At 66.7% G+C, this 22441-nt stretch carries 26 protein-coding genes and 2 tRNA genes; 8 read left to right on the forward strand and 20 right to left on the reverse strand.

Annotated elements, in window-relative coordinates; all coding sequences use genetic code 11:
- Window positions 1-62: 62 nt before the first annotated feature.
- The gene (locus IEZ11_RS14000) at window positions 63-227 is read right to left on the reverse strand and encodes a hypothetical protein (protein ID WP_189263017.1); all 165 of its coding nucleotides are present in this window, start codon (window positions 225-227) and stop codon (window positions 63-65) included.
- 272 nt (window positions 228-499) lie between these two features.
- Between IEZ11_RS14000 and IEZ11_RS14005 the strand changes: the two genes are divergently transcribed.
- Window positions 500-573: transfer RNA gene (locus IEZ11_RS14005), tRNA-Gly, on the forward strand.
- 49 nt (window positions 574-622) lie between these two features.
- On the opposite strand, the gene IEZ11_RS14010 is transcribed toward IEZ11_RS14005, so the two are convergent.
- From IEZ11_RS14010 to IEZ11_RS14060, 11 genes are all read right to left on the reverse strand, one after another.
- Entirely contained in the window at window positions 623-1792 is a 1170-nt protein-coding gene (locus IEZ11_RS14010) for a tyrosine-type recombinase/integrase (protein WP_189263018.1), read from the reverse strand.
- On the reverse strand, window positions 1792-2004 hold the full coding sequence (locus IEZ11_RS14015; protein WP_189263019.1) for an excisionase family DNA-binding protein: 213 nt from the start codon (window positions 2002-2004) through the stop codon (window positions 1792-1794). Before IEZ11_RS14015 ends, IEZ11_RS14010 begins: the two co-directional genes overlap by 1 nt.
- Window positions 2001-3281: a replication initiator gene (locus IEZ11_RS14020; protein ID WP_189263096.1), complete on the reverse strand. Its 1281-nt coding sequence runs from the start codon at window positions 3279-3281 to the stop codon at window positions 2001-2003. The genes IEZ11_RS14015 and IEZ11_RS14020 overlap by 4 nt, the downstream gene beginning before the upstream one ends.
- Before the next feature lie 161 nt (window positions 3282-3442).
- Window positions 3443-3691, reverse strand: coding sequence for a SpdD protein (locus IEZ11_RS14025; RefSeq protein ID WP_189263020.1), 249 nt, complete (start codon window positions 3689-3691; stop codon window positions 3443-3445).
- A gap of 25 nt (window positions 3692-3716) precedes the next feature.
- A complete protein-coding gene (locus IEZ11_RS14030) occupies window positions 3717-3911 on the reverse strand; it encodes a hypothetical protein (RefSeq protein ID WP_132888888.1) in 195 nt (64 codons plus the stop codon).
- 16 nt (window positions 3912-3927) lie between these two features.
- Window positions 3928-4119, reverse strand: coding sequence for a mobile element transfer protein (locus IEZ11_RS14035; protein ID WP_189263021.1), 192 nt, complete (start codon window positions 4117-4119; stop codon window positions 3928-3930).
- Between the two features lie 2 nt (window positions 4120-4121).
- Window positions 4122-4307 carry a hypothetical protein gene (locus IEZ11_RS14040; protein WP_089100243.1) on the reverse strand — a complete coding sequence of 62 codons (186 nt, stop codon included), beginning with the start codon at window positions 4305-4307 and terminating at the stop codon, window positions 4122-4124.
- 12 nt (window positions 4308-4319) lie between these two features.
- Window positions 4320-4955 (reverse strand): DUF2637 domain-containing protein, encoded by a 636-nt coding sequence (locus tag IEZ11_RS14045; RefSeq protein ID WP_189263022.1) that lies wholly within the window; start codon window positions 4953-4955, stop codon window positions 4320-4322.
- A gap of 88 nt (window positions 4956-5043) precedes the next feature.
- Window positions 5044-6420 carry an FtsK/SpoIIIE domain-containing protein gene (locus IEZ11_RS14050; protein WP_189263023.1) on the reverse strand — a complete coding sequence of 459 codons (1377 nt, stop codon included), beginning with the start codon at window positions 6418-6420 and terminating at the stop codon, window positions 5044-5046.
- Complete coding sequence (locus tag IEZ11_RS14055; RefSeq protein WP_189263024.1) at window positions 6420-6776, reverse strand: SCO3933 family regulatory protein; 357 nt, start codon at window positions 6774-6776, stop codon at window positions 6420-6422. Before IEZ11_RS14055 ends, IEZ11_RS14050 begins: the two co-directional genes overlap by 1 nt.
- 171 nt (window positions 6777-6947) lie before the next feature.
- Window positions 6948-7739, reverse strand: a complete 792-nt coding sequence (locus IEZ11_RS14060; RefSeq protein WP_089100239.1) for a GntR family transcriptional regulator — start codon at window positions 7737-7739, stop codon at window positions 6948-6950.
- Between the two features lie 107 nt (window positions 7740-7846).
- Between IEZ11_RS14060 and IEZ11_RS14065 the strand changes: the two genes are divergently transcribed.
- From IEZ11_RS14065 to IEZ11_RS14075, 3 genes are read left to right on the forward strand one after another with little or no spacing between them, the layout of a single operon-like run.
- Entirely contained in the window at window positions 7847-8254 is a 408-nt protein-coding gene (locus tag IEZ11_RS14065) for an NUDIX hydrolase (RefSeq protein WP_189263097.1), read from the forward strand.
- A 46-nt stretch (window positions 8255-8300) separates the two neighbouring features.
- A complete protein-coding gene (locus IEZ11_RS14070; RefSeq protein WP_189263025.1) occupies window positions 8301-8729 on the forward strand; it encodes an ATP-binding protein in 429 nt (142 codons plus the stop codon).
- Window positions 8729-9130, forward strand: a complete 402-nt coding sequence (locus IEZ11_RS14075) for a hypothetical protein (RefSeq protein ID WP_189263098.1) — start codon at window positions 8729-8731, stop codon at window positions 9128-9130. The genes IEZ11_RS14070 and IEZ11_RS14075 overlap by 1 nt, the downstream gene beginning before the upstream one ends.
- A 301-nt stretch (window positions 9131-9431) precedes the next feature.
- Here IEZ11_RS14075 and IEZ11_RS14080 read toward each other — a convergent pair whose 3' ends face one another.
- From IEZ11_RS14080 to IEZ11_RS14090, 3 genes are all read right to left on the reverse strand, one after another.
- Window positions 9432-10334, reverse strand: coding sequence for a hypothetical protein (locus tag IEZ11_RS14080; RefSeq protein WP_189263026.1), 903 nt, complete (start codon window positions 10332-10334; stop codon window positions 9432-9434).
- Window positions 10331-10870 carry a hypothetical protein gene (locus tag IEZ11_RS14085; protein ID WP_189263027.1) on the reverse strand — a complete coding sequence of 180 codons (540 nt, stop codon included), beginning with the start codon at window positions 10868-10870 and terminating at the stop codon, window positions 10331-10333. The genes IEZ11_RS14080 and IEZ11_RS14085 overlap by 4 nt, the downstream gene beginning before the upstream one ends.
- 215 nt (window positions 10871-11085) lie before the next feature.
- A complete protein-coding gene (locus tag IEZ11_RS14090; protein ID WP_189263028.1) occupies window positions 11086-11907 on the reverse strand; it encodes a TIGR04255 family protein in 822 nt (273 codons plus the stop codon).
- Window positions 11908-12452: 545 nt separating this feature from the next.
- On the opposite strand from IEZ11_RS14090, the gene IEZ11_RS14095 reads away from it, so the two are divergent.
- Window positions 12453-12527, forward strand: a tRNA-Ser gene (locus tag IEZ11_RS14095).
- A 1500-nt stretch (window positions 12528-14027) separates the two neighbouring features.
- Here the strand turns inward: IEZ11_RS14095 and IEZ11_RS14105 are convergent.
- From IEZ11_RS14105 to IEZ11_RS14115, 3 genes are all read right to left on the reverse strand, one after another.
- The gene (locus tag IEZ11_RS14105; RefSeq protein ID WP_189263030.1) at window positions 14028-14366 is read right to left on the reverse strand and encodes an XRE family transcriptional regulator; all 339 of its coding nucleotides are present in this window, start codon (window positions 14364-14366) and stop codon (window positions 14028-14030) included.
- Window positions 14363-14740, reverse strand: coding sequence for a type II toxin-antitoxin system RelE/ParE family toxin (locus IEZ11_RS14110; RefSeq protein WP_444544930.1), 378 nt, complete (start codon window positions 14738-14740; stop codon window positions 14363-14365). The genes IEZ11_RS14105 and IEZ11_RS14110 overlap by 4 nt, the downstream gene beginning before the upstream one ends.
- Window positions 14741-15688: 948 nt before the next feature.
- Complete coding sequence (locus tag IEZ11_RS14115) at window positions 15689-16366, reverse strand: GAP family protein (protein WP_189263032.1); 678 nt, start codon at window positions 16364-16366, stop codon at window positions 15689-15691.
- 434 nt (window positions 16367-16800) lie between these two features.
- Between IEZ11_RS14115 and IEZ11_RS14120 the strand changes: the two genes are divergently transcribed.
- From IEZ11_RS14120 to IEZ11_RS14130, 3 genes are all read left to right on the forward strand, one after another.
- Window positions 16801-17388 carry a hypothetical protein gene (locus IEZ11_RS14120; protein WP_229713003.1) on the forward strand — a complete coding sequence of 196 codons (588 nt, stop codon included), beginning with the start codon at window positions 16801-16803 and terminating at the stop codon, window positions 17386-17388.
- Between the two features lie 118 nt (window positions 17389-17506).
- Window positions 17507-18859, forward strand: a complete 1353-nt coding sequence (locus tag IEZ11_RS14125) for a Dyp-type peroxidase (RefSeq protein ID WP_189263034.1) — start codon at window positions 17507-17509, stop codon at window positions 18857-18859.
- Window positions 18860-18916: 57 nt separating this feature from the next.
- On the forward strand, window positions 18917-20095 hold the full coding sequence (locus tag IEZ11_RS14130) for a catalase family protein (RefSeq protein WP_189263035.1): 1179 nt from the start codon (window positions 18917-18919) through the stop codon (window positions 20093-20095).
- A 514-nt stretch (window positions 20096-20609) separates the two neighbouring features.
- Here the strand turns inward: IEZ11_RS14130 and IEZ11_RS14135 are convergent.
- Together IEZ11_RS14135 and IEZ11_RS14140 are read right to left on the reverse strand one after the other, a co-directional pair.
- Complete coding sequence (locus IEZ11_RS14135) at window positions 20610-21317, reverse strand: hypothetical protein (protein WP_189263036.1); 708 nt, start codon at window positions 21315-21317, stop codon at window positions 20610-20612.
- An 11-nt stretch (window positions 21318-21328) separates the two neighbouring features.
- Window positions 21329-22036 carry a hypothetical protein gene (locus IEZ11_RS14140; protein WP_189263037.1) on the reverse strand — a complete coding sequence of 236 codons (708 nt, stop codon included), beginning with the start codon at window positions 22034-22036 and terminating at the stop codon, window positions 21329-21331.
- Window positions 22037-22441: the final 405 nt, after the last annotated feature.

Here is a 22441-nt window from a genome sequence, read left to right on the forward strand (position 1 = left end):
GCGGACCGACGAAAACCATGACGAGTCCACGCGCCTCTGTTACGGCTGTTTTCTCCTGCTCTCTACTGCTGCTGCTTCTCCAGCGCGACCGGCACGACACTGCGCAGCCGGGCGCACTTGGGACACCGCACGAGCCGGCCGGGGCCGAGCCGCTCGGCCTGCTGCATCGGGAACGAAGCGGTGCTGAACACGTGCCCTTCGGCACAGCGGACGACGGTGCGTTCCATCAAGTCCCTTAAGTCCCTTCCCCAGGAGCCGCGTCGGGCTTAATGCCGTGACGACGGAAAGCCACATTACGGGATCAAAGGGACGGCTCTCCAGGCGGCACTCCGGCCCACCGGGCCCCTCTCCCGCGCCTCCACCGTACGCCCCAACTCCGTTCCCCCGCAGCCCGATCCCACCCCCTGAAACGCACACGAACCCCACGGTCCGAGCACCGGGGGTCCGCCATGAGGTACAGTAAGCAAGCGTTCGGACACCGACTCGTTCGGCGTCTTACGCGGGTGTAGTTTAATGGTAGAACATCAGCTTCCCAAGCTGAGAGCGCGAGTTCGATTCTCGTCACCCGCTCCACGGAGAAGGCCCAGGTCAGAGACCCGGGCCTTTTTGCTGTCCATCGTGATCAGTTGTCGCGTGCCAGATTCGTGCCAGAAGGCTTGTCGGGCGCTCTCTGCACGGCAGCGGCCCGTGCCTTACGGACCGTAGCGTCCAGCCTGGCGGCGACCTCCTCCTGCCGCTCGTCGTCGGAATGCTGATAGATCAGCGCCGCCTTCTCGGAGGACTGTCCGGCCCGGACCATCGTGTCCTTGAGCGTGGCCCCGGAGCGCGTGGACAGCGTGTGCCCCGTGTGCCGGAGATCGTAGAACCGGAAGCCCTCAGGCATACCGACGACCTCCCGCGCCTTCCGCCACCTCCGCCCGAAGGTGCTGCGCCGGAAGGGAGCACCTTTCTCACCCACGAAGAGCAGTCCATCGGGCCCCTGCTCGGCGTAGCTCTCCAGATGCCAGCGGAGCTCCCGGCGGAGGAACGCGGGAAGAATCACAGTCCGGGTGCCGGCCTCGGACTTGGTGTCGCCCTGTACCCGCCGCCCGTTCATCCGCTCCGGCTCGGCGAGGCGCACCCGGACGCGCAGGTTGTCGAGGTCGACGTCCCGGCGGCGCAGGCCGGCCAGCTCTTCCGGCCGCATCGGACCGTACGCACCGAGGTAGACCATGAGCCGCCAGCGCATCCCGACTGCGTTGGCGAGTGCGTCAACCTGGGCGACGGTGGCGATGCGCCGCTCAGCAGCCTTCTCCTTACCGGCACCCTTGATCCGACACGGATTGCGAGTGATCAACTCGTCGTCCACGGCCGTCTCCATGATGGCCTTGAGGAGCCGGTACGCCTTGGCCGTCATCGTCCTGGCGTTGGCGGTCCGCAGCCGATCGGCCCGCCATTCACGCACGCGTGGAGCGGTGATCTCGTCCAAGTCCGACTCGGCGAAGGCGAACAGGTGCTTGTCGAGGAGGTAGCGGTAGAGGTCGTGCGTCAGAGGCGCGAGCTCCCGTTCGTTGACCCACTTGTCGGCGTAGGCCCGGAAGCTCACCGCGCCCGCCTCGGGATCACGCCACTCACCCCGTCGGATCTCCGTCTGCTTCTCGGCAAGCCAGTCGTCCGCGTCCGCCGTCGTCTCGAAGGTGATCGGAGCCGGACGCATCACGCCGTCAGGGCCCGGATAGCGCGCCTGGATTCGGCCGGAAGGAAGCCGTCTGATCGCGCCGAAGCGGCGGCGCCTGCCCTTGCTGTTGGCCATCAGGCGGCCCTCCTGAAGCCAGTGCGGGGACGCCTCAGCGGCTCCACCGTGCGGGACTGGACGAACTCATCGACGGCGCTCTCCGGGATGCGTACGTGCCGACCGACCTTCACGTACCGGATGCGCCGCTCTTCGATCAGCCGCCGGGGGAAGCGGGCGGTCGTGCCGAGCAGCTCGGCGACCTGGTCGACGGACAGGTATCGGTCGGTCATGCGGTGGGTTCTCCTTCCGTTCCGGGGGCTGGTTCGAGGGATGCGGCAAGCCAGGTCTCGGCGGCGCTGAGGCCGGTGCCGGCGAAGACCCAGTGGGCGAGGACGTATGTGGTGTCCGGCTGGGGGTTGGTGGCTGCTGCCGCTTGTGCTCGGCGCCATTCGGCGCGGGCGTCGCGGAGGGCGCCGAGGGTGGTGGAGTAGCGGCGGGATTTGGTGGAGAAGTGGCCGCGGAAGCCGAGCATGTGGGCCCAGGCGCGCAGGCGGAGGTGTTCGAGGCTCTTGCGTGCGCCGAGGGTCCAGACGGTTCGGATGAGTTGGCGGGCGTGGTCGCTGATGTCGAGCTGGGCGAGTTCGGCGGCGAACTTCAGCGGCCGGTCGAGAGCTCCCGTGGCTGTCTCGGCGCCCTTGGTGGCGTACTTCGCGATGTACGCGGCTACGGCCCGTTCGGTCAGCTCCTGGCCGTCGTTGAAGTCGGCGGATCGGATGGTGCGGACGTCGAGTTGGCGGCCGAAGGTGAAAGTGTGGGTGCGGCCGTCGAGGGTCGGGCCGTCGACGCGGACCTTGGTGGCGGCGGCTTCGATGGCGTCGGTGAGGAGATCGGCGGTGGCCCAGGCCGGGGGCGGGGTGTCGCCGCCAGCGGGGCCGTCGAGGCGGATGACAGCATGGAAGTGGACGGCGCCGCGCTTCTGGTACTCGGCGACCTTGGCGAAGGAGACGCGGGCGTGATCGCGTAGACGGCGCTGTGACAGCCCCGCGCGCTTGGCGACCTCCCGGCGGAGGTAGATCGAGAAGCGACGCCAGAGGGCGCCTGCGTGGGCGTTCCAGAGCACGGCTGCTTCGTAGTCGTAGGTGTCCGGGTCGAGCGGGGTGCCAAGGGCGTCGTCGTCCTGGGCGTGGTGGACGCCGCAGCGGCAGGCGCGGCCATCGGTGCGACGGTTGTGGACCGGGCCGAAGCCGGGGGCGGTGAAGGTGGCGAAGACGCGGGGGTGAGCGGCGACCTGTTCCGGGGTGCCCTTGCCGCCGCGCAGGCCTGCGGTGATCAGGTGGAAGGTGTCGCGGCGGTAGACCTCGGCGCAGGCGGGGCAGCGGGTGGTGCGGCGGTTGTTGCAGCGGACGAGGAGTTGGCCGGCGGGCAGGTCGGTGGAGTCGAGGTGCTGGAGGATGCGGCCGATCTCGCCGGTGGTGGTGTCGAGGTCGTATTCGGTGCGGTGGCCGTCGAGGCGGATGGGGTTGGTGCAGCCGCCGAGGCCGGAGAGTTGGCGGAGGATACCGGGCAGGGTGCCGCCTGCGGCGAGGTTGGTGAGTTCGTGGAGCGGGGGCGGGGTGGTGCGGGTGAAGATGGCTGGCTCCTTCTGGCTGGCTCGGTCAGGAGTGACGGGCCCCGGGGCGGCCGGATGCTTGGCGGTGTCGTGGCCGCCCCAGGGGTCGGGCAGCGGGATCAGCGCCGGTTGTGCTCGCGCAGCAGGGAGCGCAGGACCACGGCGGCGATGGCCACGGAGATGGCCGAGACGGCGACGGCGGCCAGGAGCGCGGTGAGGACCACGCCACCCGTGAGCACGGCCACGACGGCGCCGGTGCTGACGGACACGGCCGGGAGCGCGGAGCGCCGGGCGGGGGCCGGGTCGGTCGGGGCGTGCGTGTGCACGGGTGGCGGGGTGGGGCTGTCGGGGTACTTGGGCAGGAACACAGCAGGGGTCTCCTTATCTACTCGTCTAGGCATGTGAGCCGTTTATGACGGTCACGCCGGAGCGCGTGCCGGATTCGATGGCGGGGGCGAGGAAGGTGTGGGAGAGCCAGAAGCCGAAGAGGGCGACCAGGACGACGATCCAGGTGCGGACGCCGAGGTATTTGACGGCCGCCCAGGCGAAGAAGCCGAGGACGACGACGAGCGGGAGGTTGAGGGTCACGGGGTGCGGGGTCCTTTCAGCGGACGGGGCAGCGGTGGGTGCGGGCGGCGAGTTCGGCGGCGGCGCGGCTGTCGTAGTCGGCGGAGAAGCCGCAGCGTGGGGCGGTGCAGGCGGCGGTGTGCTTCTCGCGGCCCCGGTCGTCGTAGGCGGTGCCGACCTGGATGGGGCCGGTGCGGGTGACGTTGCGGAAGCGGCGGTTGGTGGTCATGGTCAGTCCTCCTGTCGCAGGCTGGAGCCGGGGAATTCGTTCAAGATCCGGGCAGCCTCGGCAGCGTCCGACACGCGATCGGCGGCCTCTTCGGCGAGGAGTCGGGCCAGTGTCGGGCGCCCGGTGTCGGCCATCTGGCGAGCTGCGTCGAGGTAGTCGGCGGCTGTGTTGAAGCAGAAGAGCGGCATGGTGCCTCCTGTTCAGACGAGTTGGGCGGCGATGGCTTCGGCCATGGGCGTCGGGACGCCGAGGCGGGCCCGGAGGGTCGGTGTGTCGATCGGGGTACCGGTGCGGGTGTGGTGTTCGGCGGCGACCTTTCGGGCGTGGTCGACCAGGGCGGCCGGCACCGGGACGGGCGGGTGTTCAGGCAGCGCCTCGATGGCGGCTTGGCCGGGCGGCGGGGCCGGTGTGGCTTCGGGCTCGTGTTCCTGGTCCTCGATGACGTCGGCGCCGATCTCCTCGGTGGCCGCTTTCGGCGCTGAGTGGGCGAGGAGGGTGCCGCCGAGGAAGGCGACGGCGGGCCATCCGGCGACGAGGATCCGTAGCCAGGCGGGGACGTCGTCCAGGTCGAGGAGGCCGGCGGTGGCGATGTTCGCTCCGAGGGACGCGACGAGGGCGATGACGAACCAGCACCAGGCCGCCGCTTTGGCCGTCCCGGAGCGGAGTCGACGCCAGGCGGCGACAAGCAGCAGGTCAACGCTGATCGGGTAGGCCCAGGCTTTCCACCCGTCCTGCCCGGCCGCCATGGCTACGTCATGGAGGTGGGCGAAGGACAGCGCGGCAGCAATGAGCGCCTGGACCAACACCGCGTCGACACGGCCGAGGTGGACGCGCACGGTCCGACTCCTTTCGGTTTCGGGCATGGGAGGGGTAGGGACTTGGCGCGAGGCGGTCACGCAGGCCGATGAGGGGAAGGGACGACGGTCAGTCGGTCACCGGACGCGGCCGGACGACCGGGGCCGAAGTCTCGACCGGGTGTACGGGCACGTGAGGCCGGAAGGGCTTGAGCGAAGGCAGGTCGGGCACGAGGTGCGCCGCCTCCCGGCAGATCTCGGCGGCGTCGCCGAGGGAGAGGTACGGGGTGCGGATGCGGGACCAGCCGCCAGAGGTGTCGCCCGCGACAGCGAGCCCCGGCATCTCAGGAGCGACGGCGCAAGCGGCGTAGACGGCTTCGGGGGCGATGTCACCGAGCGCCATCTTGGCGGAGGCTTCGTCGTTGACGCGGTGGCACACGCGGCCGGTGAGCTGAGCCCGGAGCATGGTGGCGCCCTTGCCGAGTTCGGCGCCGAAGCGCTGCCCGCACACCTCCAGGTAGATGCCGGCCGCGCGGCCGAGCTGGGCGAGGCGGATGAGCTGGGTGACCATCTCGTCCCGCCGTTCCTCGTCCTTGCGGGTGGCGACGAGGAAGAGTTCCGCGACCTCGTCGACGAACAGCACGACGGGCACGGGCCGTTCACTCTCGGGCAGTCCCCAGATGTCCGAGGTGATCTCCTCGTCGGGGGTGCCGGGCGCGATGCCCTGCCGTTCCTTGATCAGGTCGTATCGGTCCTCCATTTCCTTGACCAGGACGGGCAGCAACTCGGCGGCTTCGTCCGGGTCGGTGGCGAGCGCCGAGAGCCGCGCCGCGAACGGCGCCAGTTCGACGCCCCGCTTGCAGTCGATTCCGACGAGGGCGACGGGCTGAGGGGCGAGTCCGGTGATGAGGTGCCGGAGGTACATGGACTTGCCGGACAGGGTTGCGCCGAGGGTCAGTTGGTGAGGAACGGTGCGGTAGTCGCGCACGAAGGGCATGGCGTCCTCGCGCAGCGCCACCGGAACCTTGAGGAACCCGCCGCCGACCTTGCGGGGCATGCGCACCCGCCGCAGGACGTCGTAGCCGACGAGCCGCAGTTCCACGACACCCGGCTTCACCGTGGTGACGTAGACGGCATGGACGCCCCAGGCATGCCGCAGCCGTTCGGCCGAAGCGGCGACGTCAGCGGGTTCCTGCCCCGGAGCGAGCCGGAGGCGAAGCCGCATCCCGGTCGAGGTGGGACGGAGGATGCCCCGGCGGGGCGGGACCGCCCGGACCTCCCGCCGGGTGGTGGCCTTGACGGCGAGGACCCGCAGCCGGGAGGGCACGACGGTCAGGCCGCAGGCTTCCATGACGGAGCCGTACGAGCTGAGCAGACGGACCGTGGACATCGGGCCACCGACGGCCGACCAGTAGGCCGCCGGATGCTTGGCCCGGGTGTAGGCGGTCCCGCCGCCGAGCGCGGCGACAGGTCCACCCACCTCCAGGAGCGTTGTCAGGTCGGTCATCAGGCGGTGGCCCCCATGGCGGCCGGGAACGCGGCCGGGGTGACGGCGGCGGCCCGGTAGGCGATGCCGTGGCGCTGCTGCCCGTTGAACACGGACTCCCACGGCCGGGCCACGAGGCCGGGGAGCGAGACCGGCGCACCGAGGTTCAGCCCCTCGGAAACGCCGCCCTCCGGCACGGTGACCTTGATCAGGGAGGACTCCCCGTCCTCGATGTAGACGACTCCGATGGTCATCAGCGCCTCACCGCTCGTGGCGTCCTTGGCGATCTCGCCGGTCTGGCGGTCGCGGACCTTGGGCTCAGGAGCCTCGGTGAGGAGGATCGTGGCGGCGGTGGTCTCAACACGGATGGTGCGCAAGGCACACACTCCTATCTACTCGTCTATACATGTGGCGATCTGTGAACCCAATCTCCCGGGCTCATGACGATCACCCTGCCACACAACTTGCCCACTCGTCTATACGAGTATGCATGCTGGGATGTACGAGTTCGGAGAGCTGCGCCCGCGCACCACCGCAAACTGTGACGATCAGGTCGCCGGAAGCTGATACGACAGGACGTAGGCATCCGCCGCCATGACCGTGTCGCAGACTTCGACGGGCCGCCCCTCGGTGTCGAAGGCGGTACGGATCAGGTGAATCACCGGCACGCCGGAGGCCAGCCGGAGCGTCTTCACCTCGTCGGGCGAAGGCATCCGCGCACGGATCTCCTCCTCGAAGTGGTCGAGGCGATGGCCCAGCTCCTCCAACCGGGCGTAGATGCCGCCGGGGCCCGGGTTGGGTTCGGCGATCTGGGTGCCGCGGGCGATGTCGAGCGGGAGGTACGAGGTAGCGAACTCGACCGGCCGGCCGTCGAGGAGATACCGGCGCCGCCGGGCGAGCACCCGCCGCACGGACCCGAGCCGCGTGGAGACGTCCTGACTGGCCTTCTCTTCCTTCACTTCAAGGCTGTCGACCTGGGGGTGACTGCCGGCCGCATCCGCCTCCACGATGAACGCGGACTTCCCCTGCTCCCGATGCCGCCGGGCGAACCGGTCGGAGGCGAGCCGCCGCACGGGAGGCCGGGGCCGCACGAACACACCCTTCCCGTGCTCGGCATGTACCAGCCCTTCCCCCTGGAGGATGGAGAAGGAGTTCCGGACCGTCATCCGGGAGACTCCGTAGTGCTCGACAAGCTCAGCCTCTGAGGGCAGCTTCTCGCCCTCGCCGAATCGCCCACGGTCGATGGCTTCGCGCAGCTGGTCGGCGATCTGCCGGAAGACCGCACGATCGCTCGTGGGGTCGAGATCTCCGAGGAGGCCCGAAGGAAGTGCAGGGCTCACTTGTACTCCTTTAGGTATCTAGACGAGTGGGCGAGTGTTGTTGCTACGGTGGAGAGCCTAGCCAGCCGAGAGGGCCGAGGAACGTGAGCACAGAACGCCCGCACTCCGTGAGCGTCGCCGGGGTCGTCATAGACACCCGCGGCCGTGCCCTCCTGATCCAGCGCCGGGACAACGGCAAGTGGGAACCGCCGGGCGGTGTCCTCGAACGCGAGGAGATCATCCCCGAGGCCCTGCAACGCGAAGTCCTCGAAGAGACCGGCATCAAGATCGCCCTTCCGGCGACCCTGACCGGTGTCTACAAGAACATGACGGGCCTGATCGTCTCCCTGGTCTTCCGCTGCGAGGCCGCCGACGGCACGCCCACCACTGGCGACGAGACCCGCGCACTGCGCTGGGCCACCCGCGAAGAAGTCTCCGAGCTTGCCGACGAGGCATACGCCATCCGCGTCCTGGACGCGATGGATGCGGCGTCTCCACCTGCGATCCGCGCCCACGATGGCGTGAAACTCGTCTAGCCCGAACCCGCTGCACATGGCGGCCTACCAGCACGAAGGAACTTGTATGCACGAGTATACGAGTACAGCCCGGGTCTGGGGGCTCAGTTGCCCAGGTTTCCCGGAAGAGGTCAGCCGGGCCCGCCGCTGGACCCGTGACATCCTGCGAGGCTCCCCTTTAGCCGAAGACGCCGAGCTGATCGTGAGCGAGCTGAGCGCGAACGCGATCCTCCACACGGCCAGCGGGCAAGAGTCGGGCAGTTTCCATCTGGCCCTTGCGGTGTCAGCGCAGGTGATCGCGTTGTCGGTCACCGACGACGGGGCCGCTGGCACAGCACCGAAGATCAAGCGCCAGGACCAGGAGGCCGAGCACGGCCGGGGCTTGGGCATGGTCAGCGCGATCGCTCATCGCGTCGTCGTCCACGAGAGCGACGGGGGTTACACGGTCACCGCCGAGCTGTTCGCGGGCCGATCGACCGGAGGTCACCCGTGCTGATGGACAAGCCGCAGCGCGGCTACTGGTGCGAGTGCTGGACCGAGGACCTCACCGACGGGACGGGGTGGCCGGCGCTCCGGGCATCCTTCGACGCCTACTCCGCGCCCCAGGCAGACAGATGGGTCGCCATCGCACTCCGCACCATCTCACCGGCACTCGACCCCGACGCGTCTCAGGAAGCGTGGGAGTGGCTTTACGACGGCCGCATAACGACGAGGAAAGCCCTCCTGCGAGCCGAGCCCTGCACGGTGACAGTCACCCAGGCCAGCACCCGCATCACATGGACGATCCGACCCGTGATCTTCCTACCGCTGGCTCATCGCCAAGGCGGCGAACTCCCATCCTGCACACAGGACTTCAAACCGCACGCAGCGCCTCAGGCGCCCCACAGGCCCGACTGAGTTACAACCTTCCTTACAGGTTCAAGGCGGCTCGCTCCGCTCCCCGCGCGCGGCCCGGCCCCCGGCCGGGCCTGCGCTCCTGTCTCCGCCCCGCTCCAGCCCGGCCGGCGCCCGTGCCGCGCTCACTGCAATCAGCTACCTGAGCCAGAGAATGCGTACACCGTGGCAAGGCAGCCAACTTCACGGCTTTACGCAGTCATTTTGACGTAAGCCTCAAATATCATGGCCGGCGCCACACTTGTCCGGACGGGTCCCCTATCCGTTCCACCGGCCGGAATTCCCGAGAGATTCGCCTATGCGGCTACCAGTGAGCCGTGCGCCCCAAGGTCGGGATAGAAAGGGGAACCAGGCGCTCGTATTCCCGCACGGGCATTTTCGCCAATGTTGCGAAAATGCACGGATCGAGCTTGATCTGCGCATTTTTCAGGAGATTTCTCGAAGCGTGACGCCATTCGCGCCAGATTGCCCGGTCCTTATTTTCTAGGCGTGTCTCTTCGAAAACGACTACCTGCACAGCGCGAGGCTGGAGGCGGTCACCTACGATATTCAGAGCGACTCGCTCGACATCTGTAAAGGCCCCGGATCCGACGGCGCGAATATCTCTTTCTTTTCGCTTGACCCAGTCGTTAATCGAGGAAACCACTAGATTATGCAAATCCTCATGCAAAGCGGCTCGCGCCACACGTCGCGCCAAACGCGCAGCAAAGGCTATGCGGTCTCCTTCCGTCAGGAAGGCATCGATGGGCATGCGTCCAACCAGTGCACCTTTTTCCACCGGAATTGACACACGAAGATCTGCAACCCAGACACCTTCAGGCTGCGGCTGCTGTGTCAGGTAGACGAAATCGCCGAGCCGCCCTTCCTTGATCTGCTTTTCCTGTCCGGACCTCAGATCGCCCGCAATGTCAAAGACAGGCGCTACCTGAAAAAATGGGTTCTTGTGATCTCCCGCTTCTGCGAGATCACACGTCGCCGAGGTGATAATCCCGTACCTGTAGGCCAAATTCTGCGGCAGAATCAATGGGCGAAGGGCCCGCTCGCTGTCCGATGCCGTGTTGCGGCTGGTGAACGATGTCGCAGGAGACTGCGGGCTGCTCATGTAAAGCAGTCGTATGTCTTCTACGAGGTGCCCCTGATGAAACTTGTCTGCAGCCGCAGAGATTTCCCTTGGCCACGGATCGATAAGCAGCGATTCAAGGTTCACTCGGGCGGCTCCACGATTTCGTCAGCGTCTAACGCGCCCCCACTCAAGGGGGTAACGTTCAATTGGATCCGATCCTCGACCTCAGCGGCACCAAAAAGCAGAGTGGGAGCATTCCGTTCAGCCCTAGAAAGGGAGGCAGTTGCCATCAGGTCGTCAAACTGCCCCTGACGCAGCATCTTGGCACGCTGAGAATCTGCAGCGATCCACTGCCGTACCCATGCAGGCCCATTAAGCTCTCTCAGTTCACACGCCAGCGTGTGCAGTTCCCACAAGCGTCCGACACTTGACGGCCTAATCCGCTTAGAGGTTCCCTTGCGCCAATTCTGGAATGTTCGCTTACTTACTCCCGCAGCTTGCAGCACTTGCTGTTGAGTGAATCCCAGAATCGCTCGAATCTCACCGACAGCAGTCACATGCAACACGGCTTCGGCCGATGGGTGAATGCCTGCTGCAGCGTCGTTCACCGACGCGCCATGCACGAGCCACCCCGCACCTCCGGTCGACTGCGCCAGCGCGACGGGAAGTTCATGCACCATGGCTATTACAACGGCGCTAAGCGGCCAAGACGAGCGGCTGGACGGAACAGGCAGAGGCGGATTTACGGGACTTAGCGACGCTTCGAATCTGATGAGGGTGTCTCTCACGACGGGGTTCGCCACGTGCGTGATTTCGACATCTGTTCGTGGCGAGACCGACTCCAAGCCAGGGAGCAGACCAGCGCCCCTCTCCGCTGCCGGCGGCATCGCCACAGTCATGTCTTGTCCCCCCTCAAGACCGCCAGGTAGTCAGACGTCAGCGATGCCTGGAACACCGACAGTGCCCGCAGGTGTAGTGCATCCGCTACGCTGAGTACCCTCCCAGTGTCGAATGTACCGCTTCCCGCGTCTGAGATGTCAATGTCCAGTAAATAACTAAGTGAACCCCCCAGTGATCCATCTTTGAAGGGGCCGTGCCGTAGCACCCCTCTCTCGGTGGGCGACCACGCTAGATCAACTTGCTGCTGAGCACTGACCAGCGCATCGCCTAGCTCTTCATGCAGAACCGGTCCCAGGAGCGGGGTGCTCACACGCCCTTGCCAAGCGCGAGGTTTGTCCGCTGCCCGATCCATGAGGCGGTTGACGTATCGGAGACCAACCCGCTGCACCGCGGACGGATCCAAGATCTTCGCTAGTCCATCGAGAAGGACCGCCAGGCCTGGTGCCAACGACTGCCCCCACGACTTGTAGTTGTTTACCTGTGCAGTGACGGCTGTCGGGAACACTGAGACCGTTACAGAGCCATCGGCGGCGATCAAGGCCCAGCCGTCAGCGTCCTCTCCGATGATGACTTCTGGTTCTCCGTCCACCATCTTGAGACCCAGGTTGCGACGCTGCGCCGGCTCAACTCGTTCGGCATGCCACCCCACTGCTTGCAGCATGTTCTTGAGGGCAAGCGCATCCTTGCTGGTAACCGCCAGAGTGTCGCCAAGTAGCAACAGCTCAAAGATCACCAGCTCAATCGGCGGCTGTTCAAGCGGTCGCCGGTCCGGAGAGGGCAGGCGCGGTGGCGGTTCGCTTCGCACTTCACTTGGCATCGGAAACTGATCCCCCCGTGGGTGCTCGACGGTGGCCGTACTGGCACTTTAAAGGCACCATGCCCATTCTGCGAGGTGCAGGAACTGTGCGTTCACTCTGATGAGACAGATCTGGTACTTGCGACGTAGTGACCAACTCGTCACCCAGTGTCACCTTCATCGTGCTTCGTGTCCTCCGGGGAGCTGCCATGCCCTCAACACGCAGGAACCTCAGTGATTCACTCAAACCACAGCCTCGCAGTGAGGTGAGCAATGACCTGCTCCTAGAAGCGCGCGTGGCATCAGGCGACGTGGCACGTGCCTTGCGAGCCGCCTTCACGGGCTGGCCGTCGCGGCTTGCTCTGGTGGACGGCACAAGCCAATAGCGTGGCTAGGGCCGGTAGGGGTAGAACGAGGCACACGCGCGCGTGGCCGGTCGGCTCACCCACCGTCGTGGTTGACTGTCGTCGGCTAGGGTTCGTGCCGCAAACGTGCCGGATGCAGCGGTCAGCCACGGTCAATGAGGGTGGTCCACGGTCAAGTTTTCAGCCACCTCAGTTAGCGAAGCCCTAGGTCACCTGCGCGGTCTACTAGTCGCTCTTCTGGAGCGGGTGTCGCAGGTTCGAATCCTGCCGAGGGCACAGACAGAAGAACCCGCTCGGGAGGGGTTTCCTCCCAGGCTGGCGCTTCGGGTCATGTCCGTGGGCATGCCACACGCACACTAACCAGCCGCTCAAAGGCCCACGTGCTGGCGGCCAATCTCGCTGAGTCCTTGGTCGGCAAGGGACAGAATTAGCGGAGTGGCCGAGGACGGGAAGTACTCACGTCCTCTCACAGGCTTCAAACCTTCGTCGGCAAGGGCTAGCCGAATGCTGGCTTCCAAGTCGGGCGCGAAATCGCCCGGAAGCTCCCGCATGATGCGAAGCTCGACAGCGAAGCCATCCTTCGCATGAGTCCGCAGCCTGGGACGAGGATCTCCGGAAGTGATCCCGAACTTAACGTGGTCCGCGCTCTCTACGACGTAGAACACGTCCCACGTTTTGCCCGCACAACGTCGACAGATTCCTTGTCCTTGCTTGACGCCGCTGGGGATGGTTTTGGTCCGATGACCTTCGCGGCAGATCAGTCGATGCGCGGTTCCGTCGCCCAGCCATGCCGACTCAATGACGGTTCCACCGAGTTCCTCCACCCGAGCCTTGAACCACTCCCAACATGCGGCGGGGTCGATGCCGACGCACCTAAGGCATCGGCCTGAACCGGTGCGGATATTGTTCGGAGTGGGACTAAATGGATGGCCATTTCTACAGATGATGCGGTGGGGCTTTGCCTTCCCCAGCCACTCCGGCTCAACGACGGTTCCACCGAGCTCCTTCACCCGGGTCTTGAACGCCGCCCAGGCTGTAGCCGGATCATTGGCGGAGCACACAGAGCAGATGCCCCCACCGCTACGTACGTAGCCAGGCCGAGGGTTGCACGGGTGTCCCTCCGGGCAGATCACCCGGTGACGCTCGTCCTTCCCGAGCCACTCCAGCTCGACTACGGTTCCGCCGAGCTCCTTCACTCGGGCCCTGAATCCTGCCCAGGCTGTAGCCGGATCACTGCCGGAACAAGGTCGGCACATGCCCTGCCCCTGTTGGACTCTGTTCGGGATTGCTACTGTCTCGTGCCCTTTCGGGCATTGAACTCGGTGCTTGGCGGCGCTGCCGAGCCATTTCGGCTCGAGCACCTCGCCGCCCAGTTCCTCCACACGGGCTTTGAATTGCGCCCAGGCCCTCGTCGGTGATCCCCCCATGCAGTCAGTCTGCCATCCCTGTTGTGACGGCGGCTGCGAGGTAGCCGAGCCTCATCTGGACTCAACGCTCACTAAAGAGACAGAGTCCGGCAGGCAACGTTTGGGAGGGGGCGGTCGTGCCAGACGCGTGCCAGATCCTGCAGGGAACCACGGGGAACCGCGGAGAATGAAGGAACTTGCCCGTCATACTCCCACGGCGCTCCGCCGCTGGTCATGACCGTAGCAAGCCCTAGATCACCTTAGCTTCCCAAGCTGAGAGCGCGAGTTCGATTCTCGTCACCCGCTCCATGGAGAAGGCCCAGGTCGGAAACCTGGGCCTTGTTGATTGACGAGAGCTTTGGCGTGCGCATCAGGCGACGGTGTACTCCGCGTCCCCGAAGTCTGCGACTACGCGCAGTCGACCGCCGAGCGCTTCCACGTAGGCTCGGAGGGTCGCGACCTCCGCGCGATCCAGCTCACCGTGCTCGATCGCGGAGACCCGAGGCGCTGAGACCCCCATCGACTCGGCAACTTGGCGCTGAGTCAACGCCTGTTCACGCCTGACCTCCGCAAGTTTGTGGGCGCGCACTTCGGCGGTCAGCCGGTCCATGGCCGCTTGCTTCTCCTGAGGCGACCGCACCGGCAGCCCCGAGGCAGCACGCCGCTCGCGCGCCTTGCGCTTGGTCTCCTCCCAGCTCACGGTGTTCATTCGTACTCCCTGGTTTCAAGATCGGCCAGATGTGCTCGGTACCGCTCCTCGGCAAGCGGAATGTTGCCGTCATACCAGCGCTGCCAGTTGCCGGCCTTGTCGCCAGCCACCAGCAACACTGCCCGACGCACCGGATCGAAGGCGAAGAGAATGCGGATCTCGCTGCTCCCGGATGAGCCCGGTCTCAACTCCTTCAGGTGGTGGTTCTCGGCACCATTGATCCGGTCGACCAGCGGACGGCCGAGCGTCGGCCCTGTGACCGCCAGCATGTCGATAGCGTCTTCTACCTGTTCAGCGCTGTCCCAGTCGTCTTCGGCCAGGGCCTCGAACCACGCCGCGACCTCCCCGACAAGGACCACTTCCCATTGAGCCACGAGCCTCATGTTAATGCAAGTGTTAACCTCGCTGTGGTGACCAGACGGCGTGCGGCACACCTGGGTAGGCCACACAGCAGGCATAGGCGTTCACCGGGAGGGGCATCGGTTGCGGTCGTGTGTCGACGGGTCCCGAGGGGGCGCACCACAACCGCACCAGAACGAGGGGGGAACCGCGGGGAACCACGGTGAAAGCAGCCGAGCGCGCAAGGACCGCTCACCGGCCGTTCGCGCAGGTCAGCGCGCGAACCCGCTCCAAATGCCCGCAGCTTCCCAAGCTGAGAGCGCGAGTTCGATTCTCGTCACCCGCTCCAGATTGAAACCCCAGGTCAGTGGCCCGGGGTTGCTGTTTTTTCGAGGGCTCTCCGGTGGATTTCGCCCCGTTGAGCGTACGAAGATCGGGCAGGCGAGGGCGCGAGTGCTCGACGGGCGCTGTGCAGTGGCTGCTCTCCTGCACTGAAAGATGTCGCTGGTCGGCTGTTTCATCGCATCTGTCGACGGTGTCCGTGTCCGAACCCTCAGCCTGTCGTTCCCCCGGCGGTGGCGCCGGAGCGCTTACGAAATCCTGACCAGGCGCGCGGATCCCGGGAAACCCGCCGCGGAGCGTGCCACTCTCCTTCTGCTCGTCTCCCAACAGGTGAGCGGCTCCGTGGTGTTGGGAAGCGGCCGCCACGGAGGGGAGCCCCGGGCCACCCGGGGCTCCCTGCGCCGCATCCACGGTACGTTCTGATCCGACAGCCCCGGAGCCTTCCGGCCGGCAACGGTCAACGGCGGTGCGACCCCGTCCGGCCGACTTCTGGTACCAGGGCGCTTGAGGCCAGGCCGGCGAGCAGCAGCCCTTTGCCGACTCACCGGTGTACGCGGTCGTGGTCAAGGATCTCCGGATCTGGCTGCTCGCCCCGGGCCGACCCAGGGCCGCTACGCCGGCGCACGACACGAGTAGGCGTGTCAGGAGGTGAGGATGGAGATGCCGTCCCCGAGCAGTTTCAGCCCGAGGACGAAGAACAGGACCGCCATCACGGCGACGTTGTGCTGAGCCGCCCAGTCTTTCCAGTTGCCGAGCGTGGTCCTGGCCCGCTCTCCTCCGAGCAGGAAAACTCCCAGTGGGACCAGCAAGCCGAGAGTGGCGATCACGACGAAGATCGCCAAGGATGCGATCTGCTGCCCTACCGGGAGGCCGGCCGAGCCGATCGATGCCCCCGCGGCGATGGTCAGCGGTGCGTTCTTGGCGTTGAGCGCAGCCAGGGCCAGTCCGAGCGCGAAGATCTTGACCGGTGTGAGGCGGTCGATCGCGCTCATCCACTTCGGGAGCTGGGCTTGCGAGGGATCCTTCGGGCGCCGGTGCCACTGTCGGGCGCCGAACAGGACGAGGAACAGGCCCAGGGCGAGCTTGAGGGCTCCCACCCAGGTGGCCGGGTGGTTGTGGGCGGAGGCGCCTGCGGGGGAGGCGATCGCCAACATCGCCGCGCCCAGCGCGGAGAGTCCCACGATCCAGCCGATGGTGAAGAGGACTCCGTTGAGGCGTCCCCGGGGCGTGGCGAGGATGAGGATGACGGCGATGATCGGGAGCGGGCTGACGGCGACCGCGGCCGCGAAACCCAGCACGTCACCGAGAACGTGGCCCATGGTTGCCTCCGGGTGGCGATCCAGTGGAGCAGGGGGGCCGGAAGCGGGTGCCCCGGCCGTCCGGGCGGCGCAACGGGGTGGTGTGCAGTGGGCAGCGACACTTGCTTCCTTCACGGCCGCGCGGAAGTGGCTGCCGGACGACGGTGATGACGACGTACTCGGCACGTCTCACCCAACTCCATCCTCCTGCGCCCGGCCGGATCTGTCTTCGGGAGCTTCCCGGGACGTGAGGACCCCGGCTTCGGCCTGCCGGACCGGCAGGCGAACCCGCTTGCCGGAGCTTCTCGAGGTACCACCCCAGGCGACCACTACGCCCAGGGGTCGAGATGCGAGGGAGCTCAGCCGCGGTGAGGATTGAAGACGTGAGGGCGATGGCGCCTCATGTCCGAGCGCTTGGCGACTCTCGCGCCGATCCGCGACAGGAGAGCTTCGCGATGACCGCGACAGGTGCAACCCCGTCGGCTCACCCTGAGCACCCGGGCAGGACGGATGGGGTCTCCAACGAGTTCACCGTTTTCACCAAGATCAAGCCGGGCGAGGCCGATGCATTGCGCGCGGATCTCACCTGGCTCGGCGACGCGGCGAATGACGAGAACGTCCATGCGGCGCTGCGCCAGATCGGCACACTGCATGACGCACGGCACGTCATTTTCGACAACGACACCAGGTTCATGTTCGCCAGCGTCTTCGACGGCTCCTGGGACACCTACATCGACGACTTCGCCAAGACGGTGGTCGGGGAACGCTTCGACAAGGTCTTCGCGCACAGCGAAGGGTTCCCCGGCATCAAGGATCCAGGGGTCAAGGACTGGTTCCTCGCCCACCAGGAGCCCGCAGGGGTCTTCGTCAGCGCCTACCCCGACCTGACCGTTCAGCAGATCTACAAGGACCACCGCGTGGACGACGCGTTCCAGGAGGTGCTGGACACCCCCCAGTTCCGGGCGGCACTGGACAACCCCGCGAACGCCGAGCTGCTGGCCACGCCGGCCTTCCAGAAGCTGCTGGAGGAAGCCTCGGCCTAGAACCCGGACACAGCCAACCCCCGGACCCCCACCCACCATGGGTGGACCGCGTCGACAGGCGCGCACCAGCCGCTGCCGGGCTGTCCAGGCAGAGACCGACGCGGAGGCACAAGCGACCATGAACACAGCGGACAGCGACAGCGCGGCCGGCACGAGCGTCGAGATCGACGACGTCCAGAGCGGGGCCCTGCGGCCGAGGCCCGTTCCGTACGAGGGAAAGTTCGTCTTCCTGCGCGTCGAGGACCGCCACGCCGGGCGCGCCCTGATGCGGCGGCTCCTACCGGTGACCTCGGGTGGTCTGCCAGGTGCGGACAGGAGCCGGGATGCCTGGGTCTCTGTGGCCTTCACCTATCAGGGGCTGAGGGCCCTGGGCGTGCCGCAGGAGTCGCTGGACACCTTTCCGCAGGCGTTCCGTGAGGGCATGGCCGCCCGGGCGGAGCGGATCGGCGACGTGGGTGAGAGTGCGCCGGCCCACTGGGAGGCACCGTTCGGAACCGGTGACATCCACATCGCCTTGAGCGCCCTGTCCTCCGATACGGGACAGCTCGACAAGGAACTGGAGCGGGCCCGGGTCGCCTACGAGGACACCCCCGGTGTCCAGGTGATCTGGCAGCAGGACGTCCACCAGCTACCGACCGGGCGTACCACCTTCGGCTTCCGCGACGGCATCAGCCACCCGAACATCGAGGGCGTCGGGCTACCCGGCTCCAACCCACAGGAAGCCCCGATCAAAGCCGGCGAGTTCATCCTCGGCTACCCCGACGAAACCGGCAGCCTGCCGCCCATGCCCAGCCCCGACGTGCTGGGGCGCAACGGCACCTACGCGGCCGTTCGCAAGATCCACACCAACGTGGCGGCATGGCGCCGGTACCTGCGCGCGAACAGCTCCGGCGCCGAGGAGGAGGCGCTCCTGGCAGCGAAGATGGTCGGGCGCTGGCCCAGCGGCGCGCCGCTGGCGCTGGCGCCGGAGCACGACGATCCCGAGCTGGCAGCCGATCCGCACCGCGTCAACAACTTCCTCTACCGGGAGAACGACGACCGCGGCTACCGGTGCCCCGCCGGTGCGCACATCCGGCGCACCAACCCTCGCGATTCCACCATCATCGGCGATGCGCGGATGCACCGGCTAATCCGCCGCGGCACCACCTACGGCCCGCCGCTGCCCGAGGGCGTGCTGGAGGACGACGGCGCCGACCGTGGCTTGGTCGGAGTCTTCCTCGGAGCCCACCTGGAGCGGCAGTTCGAGTTCATCAAGGCCGAATGGGTCAACGACGGCAACTTCATCGGCTACCCCGGCGAGCAGGACCCGGTGGCCGGGCACCACGGCGGCACCGGCAGCCTCACCATCCCGGAGAAACCGGTCCGGCGCCGTCTCCAGAACCTGCCCAGCTTCGTGGTCACCCGCGGCGGCGAGTACTGCTTCGTTCCGGGGCTGCGCGCTTTGCGCTGGCTCGCCGAACTGGAGGGCTGAGGGCAGTTCCAGGCTCCTGGAGTGCGATCACGGTCTCTGAGAGGAGAGGTCGGAGTCATGGCAGCAGAGTTCGTCCGCTACACGCCCGACGTCGAGGACGCCGACCCGGACTTCGAACGCAACGTGCAGACGGTGATCGAGAAGACCAAGAACTACATCGCCGAGTCGGTCGAGGCCGGCGGCACCGGACAGGCCCTCCGCGACGCCCACGCCAAGGGCTACGGGCTGGTCCGCGGGGAAGTGGAGATCCTGGCCGGTCTGCCCCCCGAGTACGCCCAGGGGATCTACGCCACCCCGGGAACCCACGACGCGCTCATCCGCTTCTCCAACGGCTCGCCCCACGCCGGAGCCGACGCGCGCCTGGGCGCCGCCACCGGACTGGCCCTGAAGATGTTCGACATCCCCGGCCCGACCCTGTTGGACGACGAACCGGACACGGGCACCTTCGACTACGCCAACATCAACGGACCGATCTTCTTCTGCAACACGGTCGAGCACTACCTGTTCATCCAGGAACTGTTCCTGAACGCGCCGGCCTACTTCTCCCAGGGCCGTCCCGGCGCACATCGCTTCTACACCGATTTCGTGACCGGAAAGGGAACCCTGGACCAGGGCGACTGGGCGTGGGACGAGTTCCTGGCCTTCCTGCGCCTGGCGAAGACTCCTCCGGCGAACGTGCTGCTGTCGAGCTACTGGACCATGGGCGCGGTCCGCCACGGTGACTACATCGCCAAAGTGCGCTTCACGCCCGACCCGTCTGCCGCTGCCGCGGTGGTCCGGCGCACCATCGACCCGACCTCGGCAGCGGAGGTCTTCCGGCCGGCCCTGGAAGGCGAGTTGCAGGAACGGCCCTACGTCTTCGACATCCAGGTCCAGCTCTGCACCGACCTGCGACGCATGCCGGTGGAGGACACCACCGTGGAGTGGCCCGAACAGCTCTCGCCGTCCGTCACCGTGGCCAGGCTGCGGCTGCCGCAGCAGGACATCTCCGGCCCGGAGAACCTGGAGAAGATGGACGCGCTGTCCTTCACCCCCTGGCGGGTCACCGCCGAGCACGCGCCCCTGGGCAACATCATGCGGACCCGCAAGGAGGTCTACCGGCAATCCTCCATCGCGCGCCACAAGCTCAACCAACAGCCACGCACCGAGCCGCGCAGCGCCGACGAAGTACTGGGCCCGGCCGAAGAGAAGCTGCCCTCTGGTGAAACGGCCCAAGGGCACATCCAGGGCACATGAGCCCAGGAGACGGCGTTGACCCGCGAGAACCCCGCCCATCCATTCACTGCACGAGCGGCAGGATGCCGACCTCCACCAGGGATTCCTCCAACTCGCCTGCGTCATCATCTGCTTGAGGCGACTACACATCGCATTCTGAAACGATCAGTAAGAGCGGACAATCACGGTCACCAGCGGTGCGATCTCGCGCTATCGGGTGTTGTTCAGAGCCGCATACGCGCAGGTCACTGACCATCCCGCTCCTCAAGCGCCGTCGCTTCCCAAGCTGAGAGCGCGAGTTCGATTCTCGTCACCCGCTCCATGGAGAAGGCCCAGGTCACAAACCCGGGCCTTTTTGCTGTTCATCGTGATCAGTTGTCGTGTGCCGGATCCGTGCCGGCGTGTTGATCGTCCGGGTCGACGGTGCTGTCTTCTGGCGTGGCCACAGGCTCCTGGTGGGCCCGTCCGCTCCGGGAGCCGGTGGACTTCCGGAGCCAGGGTCGATGCCCGCGAGGGGGTTTCCGGCACTGTGCGGTCAGCTGTCGGAGAGCCAGTCCGCCAAGTCGTAGACGGTATGGCAGTAGGGGTCGTGGACGTCCTTGCGCATGCGTTCCAGTTCGCCGAGAAGGAGGACCGGGAGCGCGGTGTGCACCGCTGTCAGGCCGACCGTGACGGCCCCTTTCTTGTCCTGGAGGGGGAGGTCGAGGCCGAACGGCGGTGCGTCCTGTGACTCGGGGGTGTCCAGGTAGAGGCGGCACGTTGCCTGGTCCAGGAGGAGGAAGCCGCGTAGGCGCAGTTCTGGGGGGTCTTCCGGTTCTGGAGAGAGGGAGAACGCGGCCGCTGCGGCGTGCAGTGCGTCCGGGACCCTGAATCGCGGCTCGGCGACGAAGGCGTGCACGCGGGCGGATGCGTCGATCACGGGGATCCCGAAGGCGTCGCGCGGTGCCTTCTCGGTCTCGTGTTCCGGCCCGTCGGACGCCACGCCGCGCAGCGCGGCCGCGATGTCGCCCGCGGGGATGTTTCCGCCCTGGGGGTCCGTGAGTGGCACGTCGTAGGCGACGGAGTTGTCGAGGTGCCGGCCGTCCCAGAGGACGACGCGGCCGGCGTCGGGTCGGTCCGGGGAGGTCATCACACCTCGGACGAGCCGGACGTCCGGTCCGAACGTGAAGGCTGTGACACGGCTCAGCATTTCGTGCGCCAGCTGCGCCTGCAGACCGGACAGGCCCGTCTCGTCCCATGCCATGGAGTGCTCCGTCATACTCGGTTCAACGCGTCCGGGCATGTGCTGACGCCCTGGCAGAACGTCGTGATCACGCCGATCTCGTCGTCGGTGTCGGCGAGCTTGTACCTGTGGTCGCTGGTCTCCCAGTGGTACTGCGCGATGACCTTGCCCTTGACCTTGGCGAGGGTGATCCCGAGGGTGTCGTACAGTACAGCGCCGTACACCTTGCGGGTCTTCGTGCTCCCTCGCTCAGGATGCTCGTTCACCGCTGCCTTGATGACTTTCTCGCTGTGGATGTCGGGCGGTCCGGAGAAATGGACCCAGCCGATAGACCGGTTCCCCTGACGGGTTGGGGTGTAGCGCCCGTCCTTGTCGTGGGTCACGAACTTCACCACGCTCCAGTGGCTGCTCGCGGCATCATCGTCTGCCGCTGTGTCACCTTCGCTGGTATCGGAGTCGGCCACGGCGACGGCCTTGTCCGTGTCGTCCGCCGCCGTGGAATCCGATACGGAGTCCGCATCGACTACGGCTTCGTAAGTGAGCCCCTGCTGGGTTGCTTTGGCGGCTCCGAAGGTCCGGAGCAGGTACGGGTCGGTCAGCCGCAGCACCTCGGCGCCGACGATCCGGCAGTGTTGACACAACAGGAAAAGGATCTGCCGAGCAATGGTCTCGCTCAGCGCATGTCCGCCGACGACCCGCAGCGGTGGCACTTGAAGCTGCTGCTCCCTGTCCTCCCCCATGGCAGTAGGTGGCGAAGATTGTTGTCGTCTGTACCCAGGCCGAACCTGTTTGATGGCGGCAGCCCCGGCTGTGATGCCCCGGCTGAGGGCTGTCGCCGGAGGGCTCAACGCAGCCGGCGACGGCATCACATGCACGCTGCGGTCCGATGCTCTCACCGCATGACGGCGGGTGCGGTGTCTACGGCGGATCGACGACGAGCGCTTCCCTGTCCCCGGTCGACGCCCCCGGTGATCGGTCGCGTACGTGCATGCCTGGCCACCTTTCAAAGGACCGTCACGACCCTGCAACCGCGTGATCTACTGCTGGAAGCGATCACGTGCGGGTATGGGCTCGGGAGCTTTCGGGTCCCTCTGCGGACAGCCTGCCCCCGACCCGACAACCGAGCACCTCACGCTGCCCGCCCA

Source organism: Streptomyces fuscichromogenes, assembly GCF_014645815.1.
Lineage (GTDB): Bacteria > Actinomycetota > Actinomycetes > Streptomycetales > Streptomycetaceae > Streptomyces > Streptomyces fuscichromogenes.